16 protein-coding genes and 2 pseudogenes are annotated in these 15,408 nt (G+C 57.8%); 5 read left to right on the top strand and 13 right to left on the bottom strand.

The features are described 5' to 3' along the window. Window positions 1–50: 50 nt before the first annotated feature. Window positions 51–437 carry a limonene-1,2-epoxide hydrolase gene (locus tag EFD55_RS29930; protein ID WP_125850297.1) on the bottom strand — a complete coding sequence of 129 codons (387 nt, stop codon included), beginning with the start codon at window positions 435–437 and terminating at the stop codon, window positions 51–53. A gap of 157 nt (window positions 438–594) precedes the next feature. Between EFD55_RS29930 and EFD55_RS29925 the strand changes: the two genes are divergently transcribed. Then, on the top strand, window positions 595–1,512 hold the full coding sequence (locus tag EFD55_RS29925) for an AraC family transcriptional regulator (protein ID WP_125850294.1): 918 nt from the start codon (window positions 595–597) through the stop codon (window positions 1,510–1,512). Between the two features lie 526 nt (window positions 1,513–2,038). Here EFD55_RS29925 and EFD55_RS29915 read toward each other — a convergent pair. The 6 genes and pseudogenes from EFD55_RS29915 to groES form a co-directional block, all read right to left on the bottom strand. Further along, window positions 2,039–4,247, bottom strand: a pseudogene (locus tag EFD55_RS29915) (amylo-alpha-1,6-glucosidase). A gap of 16 nt (window positions 4,248–4,263) precedes the next feature. After that, window positions 4,264–5,357, bottom strand: a pseudogene (locus tag EFD55_RS29910) (glycosyltransferase family 4 protein). A 68-nt stretch (window positions 5,358–5,425) separates the two neighbouring features. Further along, complete coding sequence (locus EFD55_RS29905; RefSeq protein WP_125850292.1) at window positions 5,426–5,854, bottom strand: hypothetical protein; 429 nt, start codon at window positions 5,852–5,854, stop codon at window positions 5,426–5,428. Further along, window positions 5,835–6,152, bottom strand: a complete 318-nt coding sequence (locus EFD55_RS29900; RefSeq protein ID WP_245438290.1) for a hypothetical protein — start codon at window positions 6,150–6,152, stop codon at window positions 5,835–5,837. Before EFD55_RS29900 ends, EFD55_RS29905 begins: the two co-directional genes overlap by 20 nt. A 55-nt stretch (window positions 6,153–6,207) precedes the next feature. Next, complete coding sequence (gene groL / locus EFD55_RS29895; protein WP_125850290.1) at window positions 6,208–7,836, bottom strand: chaperonin GroEL; 1,629 nt, start codon at window positions 7,834–7,836, stop codon at window positions 6,208–6,210. Between the two features lie 46 nt (window positions 7,837–7,882). Then, window positions 7,883–8,197, bottom strand: coding sequence for a co-chaperone GroES (gene groES, locus EFD55_RS29890; protein WP_125850288.1), 315 nt, complete (start codon window positions 8,195–8,197; stop codon window positions 7,883–7,885). Between the two features lie 279 nt (window positions 8,198–8,476). Between groES and EFD55_RS29885 the strand changes: the two genes are divergently transcribed. Next, window positions 8,477–8,749 carry an usg protein gene (locus EFD55_RS29885; protein ID WP_125850286.1) on the top strand — a complete coding sequence of 91 codons (273 nt, stop codon included), beginning with the start codon at window positions 8,477–8,479 and terminating at the stop codon, window positions 8,747–8,749. A 126-nt stretch (window positions 8,750–8,875) separates the two neighbouring features. Here the strand turns inward: EFD55_RS29885 and EFD55_RS29880 are convergent, their stop codons facing one another. The 5 genes from EFD55_RS29880 to EFD55_RS29860 form a co-directional block, all read right to left on the bottom strand. Beyond that, a complete protein-coding gene (locus EFD55_RS29880) occupies window positions 8,876–9,184 on the bottom strand; it encodes a hypothetical protein (protein WP_125850284.1) in 309 nt (102 codons plus the stop codon). Between the two features lies 1 nt (window position 9,185). Next, entirely contained in the window at window positions 9,186–9,545 is a 360-nt protein-coding gene (locus EFD55_RS29875; protein ID WP_125850357.1) for a hypothetical protein, read from the bottom strand. Beyond that, window positions 9,545–10,765, bottom strand: a complete 1,221-nt coding sequence (locus tag EFD55_RS29870) for an Nramp family divalent metal transporter (protein WP_125850282.1) — start codon at window positions 10,763–10,765, stop codon at window positions 9,545–9,547. The genes EFD55_RS29875 and EFD55_RS29870 overlap by 1 nt, the downstream gene beginning before the upstream one ends. After that, window positions 10,762–11,193 carry a hypothetical protein gene (locus EFD55_RS29865; protein WP_125850280.1) on the bottom strand — a complete coding sequence of 144 codons (432 nt, stop codon included), beginning with the start codon at window positions 11,191–11,193 and terminating at the stop codon, window positions 10,762–10,764. Before EFD55_RS29865 ends, EFD55_RS29870 begins: the two co-directional genes overlap by 4 nt. A gap of 470 nt (window positions 11,194–11,663) precedes the next feature. Continuing rightward, entirely contained in the window at window positions 11,664–12,041 is a 378-nt protein-coding gene (locus EFD55_RS29860) for a response regulator (RefSeq protein WP_125850278.1), read from the bottom strand. Between the two features lie 476 nt (window positions 12,042–12,517). Here EFD55_RS29860 and EFD55_RS29855 point away from each other — a divergent pair, with 476 nt between their 5' ends. Beyond that, a complete protein-coding gene (locus EFD55_RS29855; protein WP_245438630.1) occupies window positions 12,518–13,732 on the top strand; it encodes a glycosyltransferase family 2 protein in 1,215 nt (404 codons plus the stop codon). Here EFD55_RS29855 and EFD55_RS29850 read toward each other — a convergent pair. After that, entirely contained in the window at window positions 13,722–14,009 is a 288-nt protein-coding gene (locus tag EFD55_RS29850; protein WP_125850276.1) for a DUF1236 domain-containing protein, read from the bottom strand. The two genes, EFD55_RS29855 and EFD55_RS29850, sit on opposite strands and share 11 nt — an antisense overlap. A gap of 204 nt (window positions 14,010–14,213) precedes the next feature. Between EFD55_RS29850 and EFD55_RS29845 the strand changes: the two genes are divergently transcribed. Together EFD55_RS29845 and EFD55_RS29840 are read left to right on the top strand one after the other, a co-directional pair. After that, window positions 14,214–14,414 (top strand): hypothetical protein, encoded by a 201-nt coding sequence (locus EFD55_RS29845; RefSeq protein ID WP_125850274.1) that lies wholly within the window; start codon window positions 14,214–14,216, stop codon window positions 14,412–14,414. 71 nt (window positions 14,415–14,485) lie between these two features. Continuing rightward, the gene (locus tag EFD55_RS29840) at window positions 14,486–15,406 is read left to right on the top strand and encodes a c-type cytochrome (RefSeq protein ID WP_125850272.1); all 921 of its coding nucleotides are present in this window, start codon (window positions 14,486–14,488) and stop codon (window positions 15,404–15,406) included. Window positions 15,407–15,408: the final 2 nt, after the last annotated feature.

Here is a 15,408-nt window from a genome sequence, read left to right as displayed (position 1 = left end):
GCTGAACTAATAAACTTCGCGTTCAGCCCAATCGTTCGCCAGTCGCTGTCTTAGCCCTTAGCGAACTTCTGGACAGCGAGCACGTCGAAATAGTCCCGCCACTCGACAATCTTGTCGCCTTCGACCTCGAAGATTCCCATAATCATCACGCGCCCGATTTCACTGCCGTCGGCACGCTCGAACCGGTCGAGCCTTTCGGTGAGAACGCGGGGGCCGTCTGCCGCTATCGCGAGCATGTCTATATGGACCGTCGAGATGCCCATCGATTTCTCCAGTTCGTCGATCATGGCGATGGCCTCGTCGACGCCCGTCGTAACTGATACACCTTCGTTGACCCAGCGCGTGTTGGGCGTGAGCCAACGACGGACCGCTGGTCTTCCGCCGTCTTCAACGAACGCCGCGCAAAAGGCCGAAACAGTTTCGATTGGGGTGGGCATGGCAGTTTCTCCTGGATCATCAGAAGCCCCGATGGCCTCCGTCTTGAAAGCGACAATAGGATTTGAACCCCGATGCTACGATGCCGGAACTTCCGTCATTCTTGCCCGATCTTCCGGAGCGCTTGATAGGACTGGGCAATCGGCTTAGGGTCGCTCAATGACAGAACTTGACAAAATACGCGACATAGCAATGCGCCACGCAGGCAGTCCGAGTCTTAAATTGCCGAGGCTGTTCGCTTACACTCTCGACCATACGACCGAGATCGACCCGCTGATCTATGATCCGGCGGCATCCTTGGTGATACAGGGCACTCAGCGCATGTTTATCGGCGACAAGAAGTTCGAGCACGGACCTGGTCAAAGCATGATCGTCGCGGCCGAGATCGCCGCGTTGGGACAGGTATGCGAGGCTTCACAAGATAGACCGTTTGTCGCAGTTGGTCTTTTTCTGGACCCGGCTCTGTTGTCCGACCTCGTCCTTGAGATGGCAGCGATGCCCGAGTTGCCGATTGAATCGGGATACGGTGTCAGCACTGCGAGCGCGTCGCTTCTTGGCGCTTGGGGCAGACTGCTGGAACTGCTCGATCGCCCCACCGAAATCCCGGTCATGGCTCAGCTTCTGGAGCATGAACTCATGTTTCGGCTGCTGATGGGCACGCACGGCGGCCTGCTGCGTCAGATTGCCGGGTCAGATTCTCGACTGATGCACATTCGAAAGGCCATGGCCTGGATACGCGACCATTACACCGAACGTCTCGATTTCAAGGCGGTCGCGGCTCTTGCAGGCATGAGCGTATCCGTTTTTTACGACCGCTTTAAAGCCGTCGCCGCCGTCAGTCCGCTTCAGTATCAGAAATACATTCGGCTCCATGAGGCGCGCCGACGCATGATCGCAAATCAGGCCGGTGCGGCCGAGGTGGGGTTCGCGGTTGGTTACGAGAGCGCCTCGCAGTTCAGCCGTGAGTACAGACGTCTCTTTGGAGCGCCTCCGGGTCAAGACACTAAAAGAGCGAAGGCGGGATTGGGAGGCCCTACTCCGTCAAGAGTGCTTGGTGCTCGGCCAGATGGTGCTTGAACAGCTGACCGCGACGACGCTCTCTCGTGGAGCCAAAGCCTCGGGCCATTGTGTTATGCGCGGGAGACCCTGAAATATCATCTGCGTCACGGTCGGGTCGATGAACTCGAAATACCGGAGCACGAACACCGCATCGACCATGCTGAACATGGAACCAGCGATTGCATGAAAGAGGAGACGTGCGTGCGTACTGAAGTTCTTTGCGAGGGTCGAGCAGTAGGAACTCAAAATCTTCCGCTTAGGCCCAATTCGCATGTCCGCTTCTGGTACATTGTTGCCATCTCTGTCACAGCGGTAGCCTTCGAAACGGCACAACGCGCCCTGGTCAAGGTGCGAGGCAAACAGCGCTTACGCTGAACTCGCCGAGGCATTTGCATGGGCCAGCAACGACGAAGCCTTGATGGGCGAAGGTCGGCGTCTGCCGACGGGCAAGGTTGCCGCGCTCGTTGAGTTGCTCTCCGCCGACGACGAAGTGCAGGACAAATGAAATTGGCTGCCACTGTCCCGGCCGCCATGACGCAACCGGTCATGCCGTCGTAAGCACGCGAATGTCACCCTTGCGGCCGATGACGTCTACGACGACATTGCGGCCGGAGCGGCGGATCGCAATGTCGGCCGAGCCTTTGCCGATCAGCAAGCGCCGCAACCTGACCTCGTCAAGGAAACACGGAAGCCGCGGCGTGTTCAAACTGATTTGTAAGGCGTTGGGATCAAACTCAAGACCAAGGCATGACTGCAGTAACGACAAAGGCGTTGCCGCCGCCCATGCTTGCGGGGAGCACGCGACTGGGTAGAAGGTCGGCCCCTGCGCGCGCTTGCGCGGGAGGCCGCAGAAGAGTTCTGGAAGCCGCCGTAAGCCGGTATAGGTCGAGGCGGCAAATAGTCCTTCGAATATCCGCGCGGCTTCAGCGCGATAACCATAGCGGGCAAGGCCGCTGGCGATCAGGGCATTATCATGTGGCCAGATCGAGCCGTTATGGTAGCTCAAGGGATTGTAGCGCACCTCAGTGGAGGCAATAGTTCGAATGCCCCAGCCGCAAAAGGAGGAGGCACTCATCAAAGTAAGGGTGAGCTGTGCGGCCCGTTCGGGATAGACGATGCCGGTGAACAGGGCATGGCCGGCACTGGAGGAGCGGACCCTGCAGGGCCGCTTGTGCCCGTCTAGCGCCAGAACGTATGTGCCGAGCTCCTCGTCGAAGAAACTAATATCAAAGGCGCGCCGCAAGCCCTGTGCCCGCGCTAGGAAGCTAGCGGACCGTTCGGGCCGGCCGAAGAGACGAAAGATCTCGGCCGCCGCCTGCCAGGCGCCAAAGACATAGGCCTGAACTTCGGCGATCGCGATCGGACCCTTTGCCAGCGTACCGTCCGCGTGGAAAATGGAGTCATGACTGTCCTTCCATGCTTGGTTGACCAACCCTTCTTGCGTCTGCCGGCCATATTCGACGAAGCCGTCGCCGTCGCGATCGCCATGGTCATCAATCCATGTCAGTGCGGCTTCGATATGCGGCAGGAGACGGTCGATGGTCGCAAAATCACCGGTTCGCCTGAGATATTCGCCGGCCAGCATCACGAACAGCGGCGTCGAGTCGACGCTGCCGTAATAGCGGCGAAAAGGAACTTCGCCGAGTTCTGCCATTTCACCGGCGCGTATTTCGTGCAGGATTTTTCCCGGCTCGGCGTCCGAAGCCGGATCTACATCCGTCGCCTGGTTGGCGGCAAGATGCCCAAGTACACCGCGGGCGATCTCCGGATCGAGCCACAGGGTCTGCAGCGCTGTGATGATTGCATCGCGTCCGAAGACAGTGCTGAACCAGGGAATTCCCGCATAAGGATAGGGACCTTCAGGCGTGTCTGTCATCAGCATGTAGAGGTCGGCGATACTGCGTCGGGCGACTTCGTTGAAGATTTCATTCGACGTTGCAATCAAAGCGGCGCGCGACGAAGAAGCGCGCAGGGCCCTGCGTGCATCCCGCAGGGCAAGGAAAAACGAACGATGGCCGGGTTTTCGAGGCTCAGTCGCGTCACAACCGATTTCTATGAACAAAGACCGGCTTTCATGCGGTGCCAGGCGGAGATCGTAAGTGACATGGTCGGTGCCGATCTGGTCCGGCTTCGGCTCGAAGGAAAGACGCGTCGATCGGCTCCTCTTGTCGAGGCCGATATAGGAGAGAAAGACACAATCCTGCTCGATGACGGGGGAAAGATGGCGCCCTCTTCTCGTCCTGACCGTTCCTCGAACTTCGAACAGATCGGCAAAATCGGCTCCGAACGCAATCTCGACACGAATGAGCTGCGGCCGGTCGTCAAAATTCCTTATCGAGAGCCGCTCGTAACAGTGAGCATTCCAGAGGAAGCGAGACCTGCAGGTGAATGAGGTCATGGCCGAGGACGAGCCGTTCCTTGTCGTCGAACAGGTCGGGATTGGTGAGATCGCAGGTAAGCGTCGCGTTGTCGTCGCGCAGGGTCGACGACAACAGCATCGGGCGCTTGCCGTTGATCGTCAGGTAGAGATGCGACAGATGTCTGGTGTCGCGATGAAATAGGCCTTCCGGGCTGCCTGGCCAGGAAACTGCGTCGCCATTGTGATCGAAGACGGCGAAAGTATCGCCATGCTTGAGGGTGCGCGGCCGGCGCTCCTGCAGCGATGCGGCAGCCGGAATGAAAAATTGCCCGGTCGGTGCCGCCGGGCCGGCCGATGCGGGCGCGGAACTGCTGTTTGCGGAAGCGATCGGCATTGCTCCTCCTGAAGTCTCAGGCGACCACCTGCAGGTCGAGTGGGTGCCCATTCGACCGGCGAAGTGGAGCGGCTTTGGTACGGACGCCGGGTAGGTTGCGGTAGAGGTCGAGGTAGTCGCGCGCCATCCGTTCCGCGGTGAAGCGCTTCTCGTATGTCGCCCGCACTCTGCGGCGGTCCATCCGAAGCGCCCATTCGACGTTGTCGGCCGCCTCGGTCACGCTGTCGACCAGAATGCCGGACACGCCGCTGTCGATAACCTCCGGAACCGAGCCGCAGCCGAAGGCGATGACCGGGGTGCCGCAAGCCATTGCCTCGATCATCACCAGTCCGAACGGCTCCGGCCAATCGATCGGAAAAGCAAGGCTCCAGCATTTCCAAGGAACGCCGCCTTCTGATGCTCATTGATCTCGCCGATGAACTCGACATTGGAGTGACGTTTCATCATCGGCTCGATGACCGTTTCCCAGTAGGCCCGATCGGCATAGTCGATCTTGGCGGCGATCTTCAACGGCATGCCGACTTTTGCCGCGATCTCGATGGCGCGATCGGGTCGCTTTTCCGGCGAAATGCGGCCGAGAAACGCGAGGTAATTGCCCTTTGGTTTTTCTGTGAAGGGTAGCAGATCGGCGGGTAGGCCGTGGTAAACCGTCCCCGCCCAGTTGACAGGTGGCATCGGCCGGCGCTGGTCATTGGAGATCGATACGAGCGGAATATCTGCGAAGGCCTTGTAGAAGGGCTTGAGATCCGCCAGATCGAGACGGCCGTGCAAGGTCGTCAACGTACGATCGGCAAAGTCCCGGATCAGCGGAAAATGCAATAGATCGATGTGGAAATGCAGCACGTCGAACTCATAGGCGCGGCGGCGAACTTCCTCAAGCATCACGACCTGATGCGGCAAGTGGTCCTTGACCGCCAGGTTGAGTCGGAGCGCAAGATCTGAGCAGGGCACCAGTCTCGCATCGGTGACGGAGTCGCCACTGGCAAAGAGCGTGACCTCATGGCCCTGTGCAACGAGTTCTTCGGTGAGATAGGAGACAATCCGCTCCGTTCCCCCATAGAGCTTTGGGGGAACGCTTTCGGCGAGCGGTGCGATCTGAGCGATCTTCATCGGCAAAACCTCCTCAAGTGAGCAAAGAGTCGTCGGCAAAAATCTTCTCCGCGTCCGAAACGCGGCGGTCAGAGGGAATCGAATAGTTGTCTGCGACGCCCTCCTTTCCAGTAGCTGCACAGGCCGAAGCCGCCACCGGATCGGTGCGCGAGGGGTCTGCGGCGGCGGCTTTTGCTGTCGTTGAGGGAAGCGGCCGGCTTTTGCGACGAGGTGCTCTGATCACCGCCATCGAGGGCCTTCAAAGCCGCAAGAACCTCATCATAAGAGACGATCTGTTCCGTACCCGGATAGCGTCGCCAGGCCGGCATGGATTCGATTGCACATATATCGGACGCCCACGAGGCCAGAATGGCCCGCTTCTCGTCCTTGCTGATATTGTCTGCCATCAGCACGTCGCGGGGATGATCGAAATGCATGGCCGGGTGCAACAGATGCGCGGCGCTGATTGTTGCTACGGCATGCTTGGCTGCAGAATTGCTATCGGTTTCCTTTCTCATGTTCCGACTCCTCGGATATAGGACCAATGGACCTTGTCGACTCTCCTATGGTCACGCCCGCCTGAGTAGGCTGCTTTTCGAACAGTCCGCGCGCGGCCTGAACCATGGTCTTCAGCTGTTCTCTATTGCGAACGCCCTGCCGATAAAGCTCCACGACGATGGCCGCGATGCCTTCGGCTTCTTCAGAATTGCGAGGCACGTCCGCCATCGTTCTGAGGTCATCGAAGACGTGCTGGCAGACTTCCAGGTCACGGGAATCAAGCGGCGCTTGCGACTTCTTGATGATCGTTTGAACCATTTGTTCCTCCATTGCTGGAGGCCCGCCCTTCAAGAGCAGGGCGGGCCGGCGTGCCCTAGAAATCCATGCCGGCACCGGCGGGGATCGCCGGAGCGGCTTCCTTCTTCGGTTTTTCGGCGATCATGGCCTCCGTCGTCACCAGCAGGCCGGCAACGGAGGCTGCATCCTGGAGCGCGGTGCGCACGACCTTGGCCGGATCGATCACGCCCTGTGCGTAGAGATCACCATATTCGCCGGTCTGGGCGTTCCAGCCGTAGGAGAAGTCGGACTTCTCGCGCAGCTTGCCGACGATGATCGAACCTTCTGCGCCGGCATTTTCGGCGATTTGACGCACAGGTGCCTCGATCGCGCGACGCACGATCTCGACGCCGACACGTTGGTCCTGGTTGGCCGTATTCAGATTGTCGAGCGCCTTGACGGCCCGCAGCAACGCCACACCGCCGCCTGGCAGAATGCCTTCCTCGACGGCCGCACGGGTTGCATGCAACGCGTCGTCGACGCGGTCCTTCTTTTCCTTGACTTCGACTTCCGTCGAGCCGCCGACGCGGATGACGGCAACGCCGCCGGCGAGCTTGGCAAGGCGCTCCTGCAGCTTCTCGCGGTCGTAGTCAGAGGTGGTTTCTTCGATCTGCGCGCGGATCTGCGCAACGCGGCCGTCGATCTCGGTCTTGGAACCGACGCCATCGATGATCGTGGTATTTTCCTTCTCGATCGCCACCTTCTTGGCCCGGCCAAGCATATTGAGCGTGACGTTTTCAAGCTTGATGCCGAGGTCTTCGGAAATGACAGTGCCGCCTGTCAGGATGGCGATGTCTTCGAGCATGGCCTTGCGGCGGTCGCCGAAGCCCGGGGCCTTGACGGCAGCAATCTTCAGACCACCGCGCAGCTTGTTGACGACGAGGGTGGCAAGGGCCTCGCCTTCGACGTCCTCAGCAATGATAAGCAAAGGCTTGCCGGACTGGACGACGGCTTCGAGAACCGGCAGCAGCGATTGCAGGTTCGAAAGCTTCTTCTCGTGGATGAGGATGTAAGGATCTTCGAACTCGACGCGCATCTTCTCGGCATTGGTGACGAAGTAAGGGCTGAGATAGCCACGGTCGAACTGCATGCCTTCGACGACTTCGAGTTCGGTTTCGGCCGTCTTGGCTTCCTCGACGGTGATGACGCCCTCGTTGCCGACCTTTTCCATTGCCTCGGCAAGATAACGACCGATCTCTTCGTCGCCGTTGGCCGAAATCGTGCCGACCTGGGCGATCTCCGAATTATTGGAGATCTTGCGCGCGTTGGTCTTCAGTTCCTTGACCACGGCGTCGACAGCAAGGTCGATGCCGCGCTTCAGGTCCATCGGGTTCAGGCCCGAGGCCACCGCCTTGGCGCCTTCCTTGACGATTGCCTGGGCAAGAACGGTCGCGGTCGTTGTGCCGTCGCCGGCGAGATCGTTGGTTTTCGATGCCACCTCGCGCAGCATCTGGGCGCCCATGTTTTCGAACTTGTCTTCGAGTTCGATTTCCTTGGCGACCGAAACGCCGTCCTTGGTTATGCGCGGTGCGCCGAAGGATTTGTCGATCACCACATTGCGCCCCTTCGGGCCAAGCGTCACCTTCACAGCATTGGCAAGCACATCGACCCCACGCAGCATGCGTTCACGGGCATCGGTATGAAACTTGACTTCTTTCGCAGCCATTTCTTTAACTCCTCAATAGGCAGCTAATTTACGGATGAGTCGGCCTTCAGGCGGCCTGCTTCTGCTCTGCCGGGGCTTCGATGATGCCCATGACATCGCTTTCTTTCATGATCAGCAGGTCCTCGCCGTTGATCTTGATCTCGGTGCCGGACCATTTGCCGAACAAGATGCGATCGCCCGACTTGACGTCGAGCGCCTGGACCTGGCCGGCATCGTTGCGCGCGCCGGGTCCGACGGCGATAACCTCGCCTTCCTGCGGTTTTTCCTTGGCGGTATCGGGAATGATGATTCCACCCTTCGTTTTCTCTTCGGACTCAACCCGGCGGACAAGAATGCGATCATGAAGCGGTCGGAACGACATGTTTTCCTCCGATGGACAAACAATGATGACGTTGTTCCCCTGGCCGGACCGGATGACCAGTCCGGGCAGGTGCAAAACCTCAGTCGAGCGTTTTGCGCAAAATGATCTGGTTTGCCGGTTTTTCGATTTCAAGAGGTCAGCACGAAAAAATTAGCACTCGTATTGATCGGCTGCTAACATGCTGGAAAGGAACAATAAACTGTCGTTCTTCGTTGAAAACCTGTTGATGGCCGCAAAATTTTGCGCCACATTCGCAATGTCGTGAAACGGAGATGAAGCATGCAATTTTCATCGGATCTTGAACGCCAACTCAATGGCTATGGTCTCACCACCGCGCATATCCTCTACCGCATTCCCGATTTCGAATCCGTCCTTCAGACTTATATCTGGCAGGATTACGACCTGGCTCCCGATTTCCCCGAGATGCAGAGGTTCCTCAACTACTGGCAGGCCAACCTTGACGGGCCGCTGCATTCCGTCCGCTATACGCATCAGCGCCTGATCGGACCCAACGAATGGCGCCGCGTCGAAGGCGAGTTCAAGCTGCACTGAGACTTAAAATTTGGATTTTTCGTTTGCAAAAATCGAATTGAGTGGCGAAGCGTCGACAAGCGACGGCGGATTTAACCGCACCGCCCGGCACCGAGCCTAAGAGCAGAGCTGATTGCGGCAACGACTTCAGCCCAGCGAAGCAAGTTCCTTCTCGTCGCAAAGCAGCTTTAGCTCGCTCTTGCCGAGTTCGATTTGATTCCAGCGTATGCGATAGCCGCGATGTCTGCGGCGCAGGCGGAAAAGACCCAGGACATGTGCGCCTATCGGCGATGCTGACATTCGCTCCATGGTTGCATACAAGCCGACATGGAATTCGGTTATGACAAGATCTGGTCCTTCTTGCTCCGCCCGTACCTCCTCAATATGACCAATTGTTTTTCCTTCCCTCGATAAGACGGCCCGACCCACCAACAATTCGATATTGATCTCATCCATCTCATGCTCCAGGAATTTTGCTCACCACCCTGTCTCGTAACCAATCTTGCCAATCAAAAATTGCGGTATCGCTCACGGCCACGTCCAACTTAAGGTCAACGCCAACGTCGCGGACGGTGCTCCATGCCACGCGATGGGGTCTTGAGTGTACCTCTCCGCCAAGTTTGGATGCGAGCCAAGTTGTCCATTGCTGTGGCCGTTGGCCAAATCGACGGGCCATGACAATAGCGCCGACCTCTATTGCGACCACGCGGGGCGGGCCGTCTCGCCGAAGTTCGGCGACGATGCCGTCGACCTTGCCCATCTTGACGCCATGTCGGTCGACCAATTGCTTGTCGAGAACATCACGCAGCAAATCCATCATGTGCCTCCAAGTAGCTCAAGCGGGATGCTCACAATCGCCAAGATAGAGCCCAGCAGGATGATCGAGACGACTGCAGAATTGGAGATGAGTCCGTTCCCATGTTTTCCAACATATCGCTCGTCATTCATCAGGAATAGAAACGGGATAACTGTTAGCGGAAGTGTTGCTGCGGTCAAAGCCATGGACAGGATCGTCAGATTTAGCGGATCGAAACCAGAGACGATCGGAATGGCCGCAAACAAAAGGGCCAGCGTATAGGCGGCGCTAAATCCTGGGTCTTCGCTTGGTTTGCGATCTTCGCCCCAGTTCCAACCCAGTCCCTGAGCTACCAGATAGGCCTGCTGTAACCCAAGTTCGAGGATCGCGCCGAAACAGGCGATACCCAAGGAAGCAACAAACAGCCAGTATCCCCAGCGACCAAACACGGGGACGAGCATTGTCGGCAACTGATGGTAATCTGTGACTTGGACCACCCCGTTGGGAGCCAGCACGAGGGCCGCCACAATTAGCACGGCGATCGATATCGTGCCGCCAAAGCTCATTCCCAGTCCTGCAATGGCGCGATTGGTGCCTAGGTACGTTTCGTCCCATTGATCTTCGACGGCGCCAGACGAATAGAACAAGAATAGGTATGGCGATATCGAGGCGCCGAGAATGCTGACGACCATAAACCAGTAACTGGCATAATCGTGCTTTGGCATGCTTGGCAAAGCCCCGGCGGCCACCGACTTCAAATCAGGTTTTAGCAATACTGCTGCAACGACGAAACAAAGCGTCACCAAACCGAGGATGGAAACGCCTTTCTCGATGAAACCGAAAGTGCCCTTCCAGAGCAACAACCAGGCAAGGAACGCAACGGCCGGTGCCCACCACTGAAAGGCAATGCCTGTGGCAAGCTCCAGCGCAATAGCGGCGCCTCCAATTTCAGCTGCGAGAACCATTAAATTGAGCAACAGGGTCGAGAGAAAAGGCAGCAAGAAGAAGTTGAACCCGAACCGTTCACGGATGCCGTCCGAAATCGTGTGGCCACTTACCGCGGCAAAACGGCCAGCCATCTCAACAAGGAAAATGATGCAGACAGTGCCGAGTATGATCGCCCAGATGAGTTGAAGGCCGAAGGCCGATCCAGCTTGGGCAGCCGTCGCCAGCGATCCGATTTCAAGAAAGCCGCCGACACTCGTCACTATTCCCAGCGATATTTCCAACATCTTTTTCATGTGGAGCGTTTCACACCCGAAGTCAGGCTGAGACCCTCGATCGCATCTTTGAGGTGCAGCGTCGTTTGTACGGTATCGTGATCTCCATGCGCAACCTGGCTCTGCGCTTGTCTGAGTAAATTGACAATGTCGGTGACCGACCTAGCCAGCATTTCGCGCTGCGCCGTGTCGACGTCGCGGAGGGCTTCGATTTCAGAAGCTGCTCTTTCGACATTGCCCTGCATCGACTGCAAGGTTTGCCGTACGTACGCTTCCGGCAATTGGTTCAAGTGCCAGCCTTCCAGCGCCATGCGAGCCGAATTCGAGCAGGAAGAAATCAATTTCGACTGCACGCTAACCTGATCAGACTCGGAAGAAGAGCAGCCTGCCAGGGCTGCGGCCAAGCAAAGAACACTGACGCGGATTTTCGAGACATTCCGATGGTCCATGTGAGTCCCGCACAGCGGTTTATTGCCTTCGTCATGAAACGCAGGCCCAGTCAGCATGTTCCAAAGGACCGAAGCGGCAGGAGGTCTTTGCGGGACGAAAAAGTGGGCTTCTCTGCCCGTTCGACGCCCGCTTCAGCGCAGGGCTCTCTAAACATCAATTGCAGGTTAGAACCAGTCTCGGTGTGCGGCGGTTGCAGCGCTCGAACGCGCGCGAGGCCTCCGGTGAGGGTCCGTTCGCCGGAGCTGGCCGCTATTGGGCGGAGCTTAATGCCGGAGCGTTCAGGCGTGCCCAACCACAATCGACATGGTCCCGATTAGGGTGGGAGTTCCCGAGCCCACAGTAGCCGTCGCTGAAAAATTCGAGGGCAGCCGCTTCATACGTTGTGGACCGGGCATGTGCCACCTCCTGACCGACAATAGGAATAGTGTCGCAATGGCTTGTTGGGGAGGAAGCCGAGTGCCTCATGCATTCAGTGAAAGGTGGGGCCGCTCGCGACGCGATGCGTTCTTGCGCGAGCGTTCTGGGCTGCCATGGATAACGCGTCCACGATTCCTTCGGGGCTCGCCGGCTTGGTGACGACAGCCTCCGGATTCTCGATAAGGCCGGGGTTCACGGTGAAATAGACCACCCCAAGTCCGAATCCCGAAAAGAGGGCGCGGGCAATGGATGGCCCGGTGAGTCCGTCCCCAAGCCGGACGTCGATGATGGCGATGTCCGCTTCAGAGCCGAGCTCCAGAGCCTCTGACATGTTCCCCGCAATGCCAGCGATTTCGAATCCGGCGTCGATCGCGACGTCCTCCATCATCAGCGCGATTCCCGGTTCGTCCTCGACGATGAGCAGGCGCATGTTTCGTCTCCCGGTCGGCTACAAAATCAGCGCGGCGCCTCCTGGCGTCGCTAATCGAAAACACTCATCACCACAAGCGGTTCCAGGTGTAGGACTTGAGTCTCAAGCACCCCCAACTAAGGTCCGAGATCCGGATGTCTCACTGGGGTCGCGCGCCCGCGCCCTGCGACCCGTGCGACCGAAATGTCGGTGGACCAGATCGTGAGGCTAGGCGGAATTCCTCCAGCATTTCACCGATGTGCGGCTGACATATCTACCCCCTTCTACGAAAGTAGAGGGTCTACGTCGGACGAAAGTCCGTTTGCGCCCGCAGAACAAAGTTAGAGTGTAGGCGTGTTGAAGGCGATCTTCCAACAAATGTCGGCGGCTGGGATTCGTCCGCTCCGAATTGAATGTACGAAAACGACAGAAATCAAAAAGCAGTCCCTTCACCTGTACGAAAGTATCTTTGTGATTGACGTGGCGAGAGTTCTGCAATGCTTCCATATAAAGATGAGGATCGAGGAAACACGTTTCATTCTGACCAGCCTCTGGTCTCAGTAGTCATCCCGGCCTTCAACGCTTCCACTTATATTGAGCGCACGCTTCGGTCCGCTATGCGCCAGACCTACGCAGCCCTGGAGATTGTCGTTGTCAACGACGGTTCCACGGACGACACGGCAAAACTCGTCGAGCAGATAGCGACGTCAGACTCACGAATCCGCCTCCTGTCCACCCCTAACCGCGGTGTCGCCGCCGCAAGGAATACTGGGATCAAGGCATCATCAGGTCGATTCGTGGCATTCCTTGATGCGGACGATCTCTGGCACCCAACGAAAATCGAAAAACAGGTGAACGCTCTCAACCGGTTGTCCTCGCACTGGGCTGCGGTCTACACGCTGCATTGCATGATCAACGAGGACGACGAGATCATTTGCCCTGGCAGTTCCGATGTCGCAAGAGGATATATCTATGCCCGGCATCTGAATGTTAAGTATATAGGGAATGGAAGCGCGCTTCTCGTCCGGCGTGACGTCGCGCTTGCGATAGGTGGGTTCGATAGCTCATATGCAGCCGCCGGTCTTGGAGGCTGCGAAGACCTCGATTTCGAGCTCAAGCTAGCCGCGCGCTACTTCATCGAAGTCGTTCCCGAGCGGCTGGTGGGATATCGAAAGCATCCCGGCAGCATGTCTTCCAATCACCTGCGAATGGGCAAAAGTGCCTTGGAAGTGGTCAGGCGTTCGCTGGCCGAAAATCCACAGCTTCCCCGATACGCGATCGGAAGTGCAATCGACGCCACGCAAAAATATGCGTTTTGGGAATTCCGACGTGCTCGGAGAACCTATCTTTCACTTGTGACAATTGGGAGGATACTACGAAGCGATCCGTGTTTCGTGGTCCGGCTTATGTTTGAGAAGGGTCTGCGCGGAATACAACACCGTCTTCGTCTCGGCATGACCACAGCAAACCGTGAACATCAACCGCGAATGAAGTGGTCGAAATTCGACGATCAAATTGCTCCTTCGCGTCTCGAATGCCCAAAGGAGACCCCGCGATTACGACGTCATCTGATACGGCTGGCTGCGGTGGATGCCAAGCTGAATTCGAACCTTGCCGCCGAACGAACGGTACCTGATGAGGATGAAGGTGCAATGATAGAGGGATCGCGGGCCCTGGAAACGGACCCGCGATCCTCTCAAGTTATTGGATGACCTCAATCACCGTGCGGGTCTTCGGATTGACGAGCACACGCTTCTTGTTGACGACAACATAACCGTAATCAGGTTGATCGGGGATTGTGTGGATCTCGACCGTGTCAGGAAGTGCCGTACCGACCGCGACGTCACCTTCAAAGGTGACGGATGGTGTTTCCTGTTTCTGGACATAGGTCTTGACCTCGCCAGGAACGACGACCGTCGTCGTCTGCGCGACCGCCGCTCCTCCGAGTGCCAGAAACAGCGAGACCGCAGAGATGACCAGTGTTTTCATGTTATCCTCCGGGGATGTTGAGTGTCCCGATAAACGCCACCGATAAGATATGGTTCCTCCGCCACGGAAGGTGACTGGACGGAAAAACAGCAACAGAGGTCCTGGAGCTCAGCGCGCTCATATTGTCTCCGATTGGGGCTAGGTTCTCCCACGCGGAACTTTCGACTGATCCCTCAGTTACGCTTCTGAAAAGGAGGAAGTGTCATGGGCATGAAATCACCAAAGAACGGTGCGCCAGGCACCACGGATCAATCGCCACGCTGGGAAGGCCCTCAAGAAAACACCCCTCGGGGCTACTTGCCGGCGAAGGACAATCCCGACAAGAACCGGGATGCAAACGGGGAAAGCAATAGCGACCCGGAGGTCAAAAAGGTTTCCGACGCATTCAAGACCAAAGGGGATTGATCCGGGAGACCGAGAGTAAAGCAAGAGGCGAGTTCGCCGAAGCTCAGGTTGCCTTTGGCGCTGGGAACGTCATGCTGTCGATGCAGTGGAAAATTGCTCTCGTTGCCGTTGTGTGCGCAGGCGGTGCCACGGCTGCTGGCGTGTATGTTACCGCGGCCCGCCCGCCGTTTTCGAAGGGGGATCCGCAATTCCAGGGTGCGGGCGATGTCGCGAAAGGGCACCTCGTATTCGCCGCTGGCGATTGTGCGTCCTGCCACGCGTCACCGGGCCAGCCCGATCGCCTGAGGCTTGGGGGCGGCATGGCTCTTGCCTCGCCATTCGGCACCTTTCGGCCGCCCAATATTTCCCCCGATCCGATCGATGGGATCGGCGCGTGGAGCGTGACCGATCTCGCAAATGCACTGATCGGCGGCGTATCGCCTGCACACCAGCATTATTACCCGGCCTTTCCCTATACGAGCTACACTGGCATGACGGTCGCCGACGTCAGGGATCTCTACGCCTACCTGATGACGCTTCCCAAGGTATCGGGGCGCGTGCCGCCGCACGATCCAGCGATACTGTTTCGTATTCGGCGGTTCGTAGGGTTTTGGAAACTGCTGTTTTTTCGTGAGCGTCAGTCGCCGGCTCGGCTGAATGGAGATCCGAACCATGACCGCGGCGCCTATCTCGTCGAAAGCGTCTCGCATTGCGCCGAGTGCCACTCCAGCCGAAACCTCTTCGGCGCCATCAAATCCGACACCCGGTTTGCCGGCGGTGTCGATCCCCAGGGCACAGGGTTCGTGCCAAATATTACCGAGGAAACGCTCGGGAAATGGAGCGAGGGCGACATCGCAAGGATGCTCAAAACCGGCGAAACGCCCGAGCATGGCCGCGTGGGATCTTCGATGGCGGATGTCGTGACCAATACGGCCATGCTACCCGACAGCGACCGTGAAGCGATCGCTCGTTATGTCAAGACGCTCTCGCCTTTACCCACGCCTCATCCGTGAAC

The sequence above is a fragment of the Rhizobium pisi genome (assembly GCF_003938655.1).
Lineage (GTDB): Bacteria > Pseudomonadota > Alphaproteobacteria > Rhizobiales > Rhizobiaceae > Rhizobium > Rhizobium pisi.
This window is presented reverse-complemented; position numbering and strand designations above follow the sequence as displayed.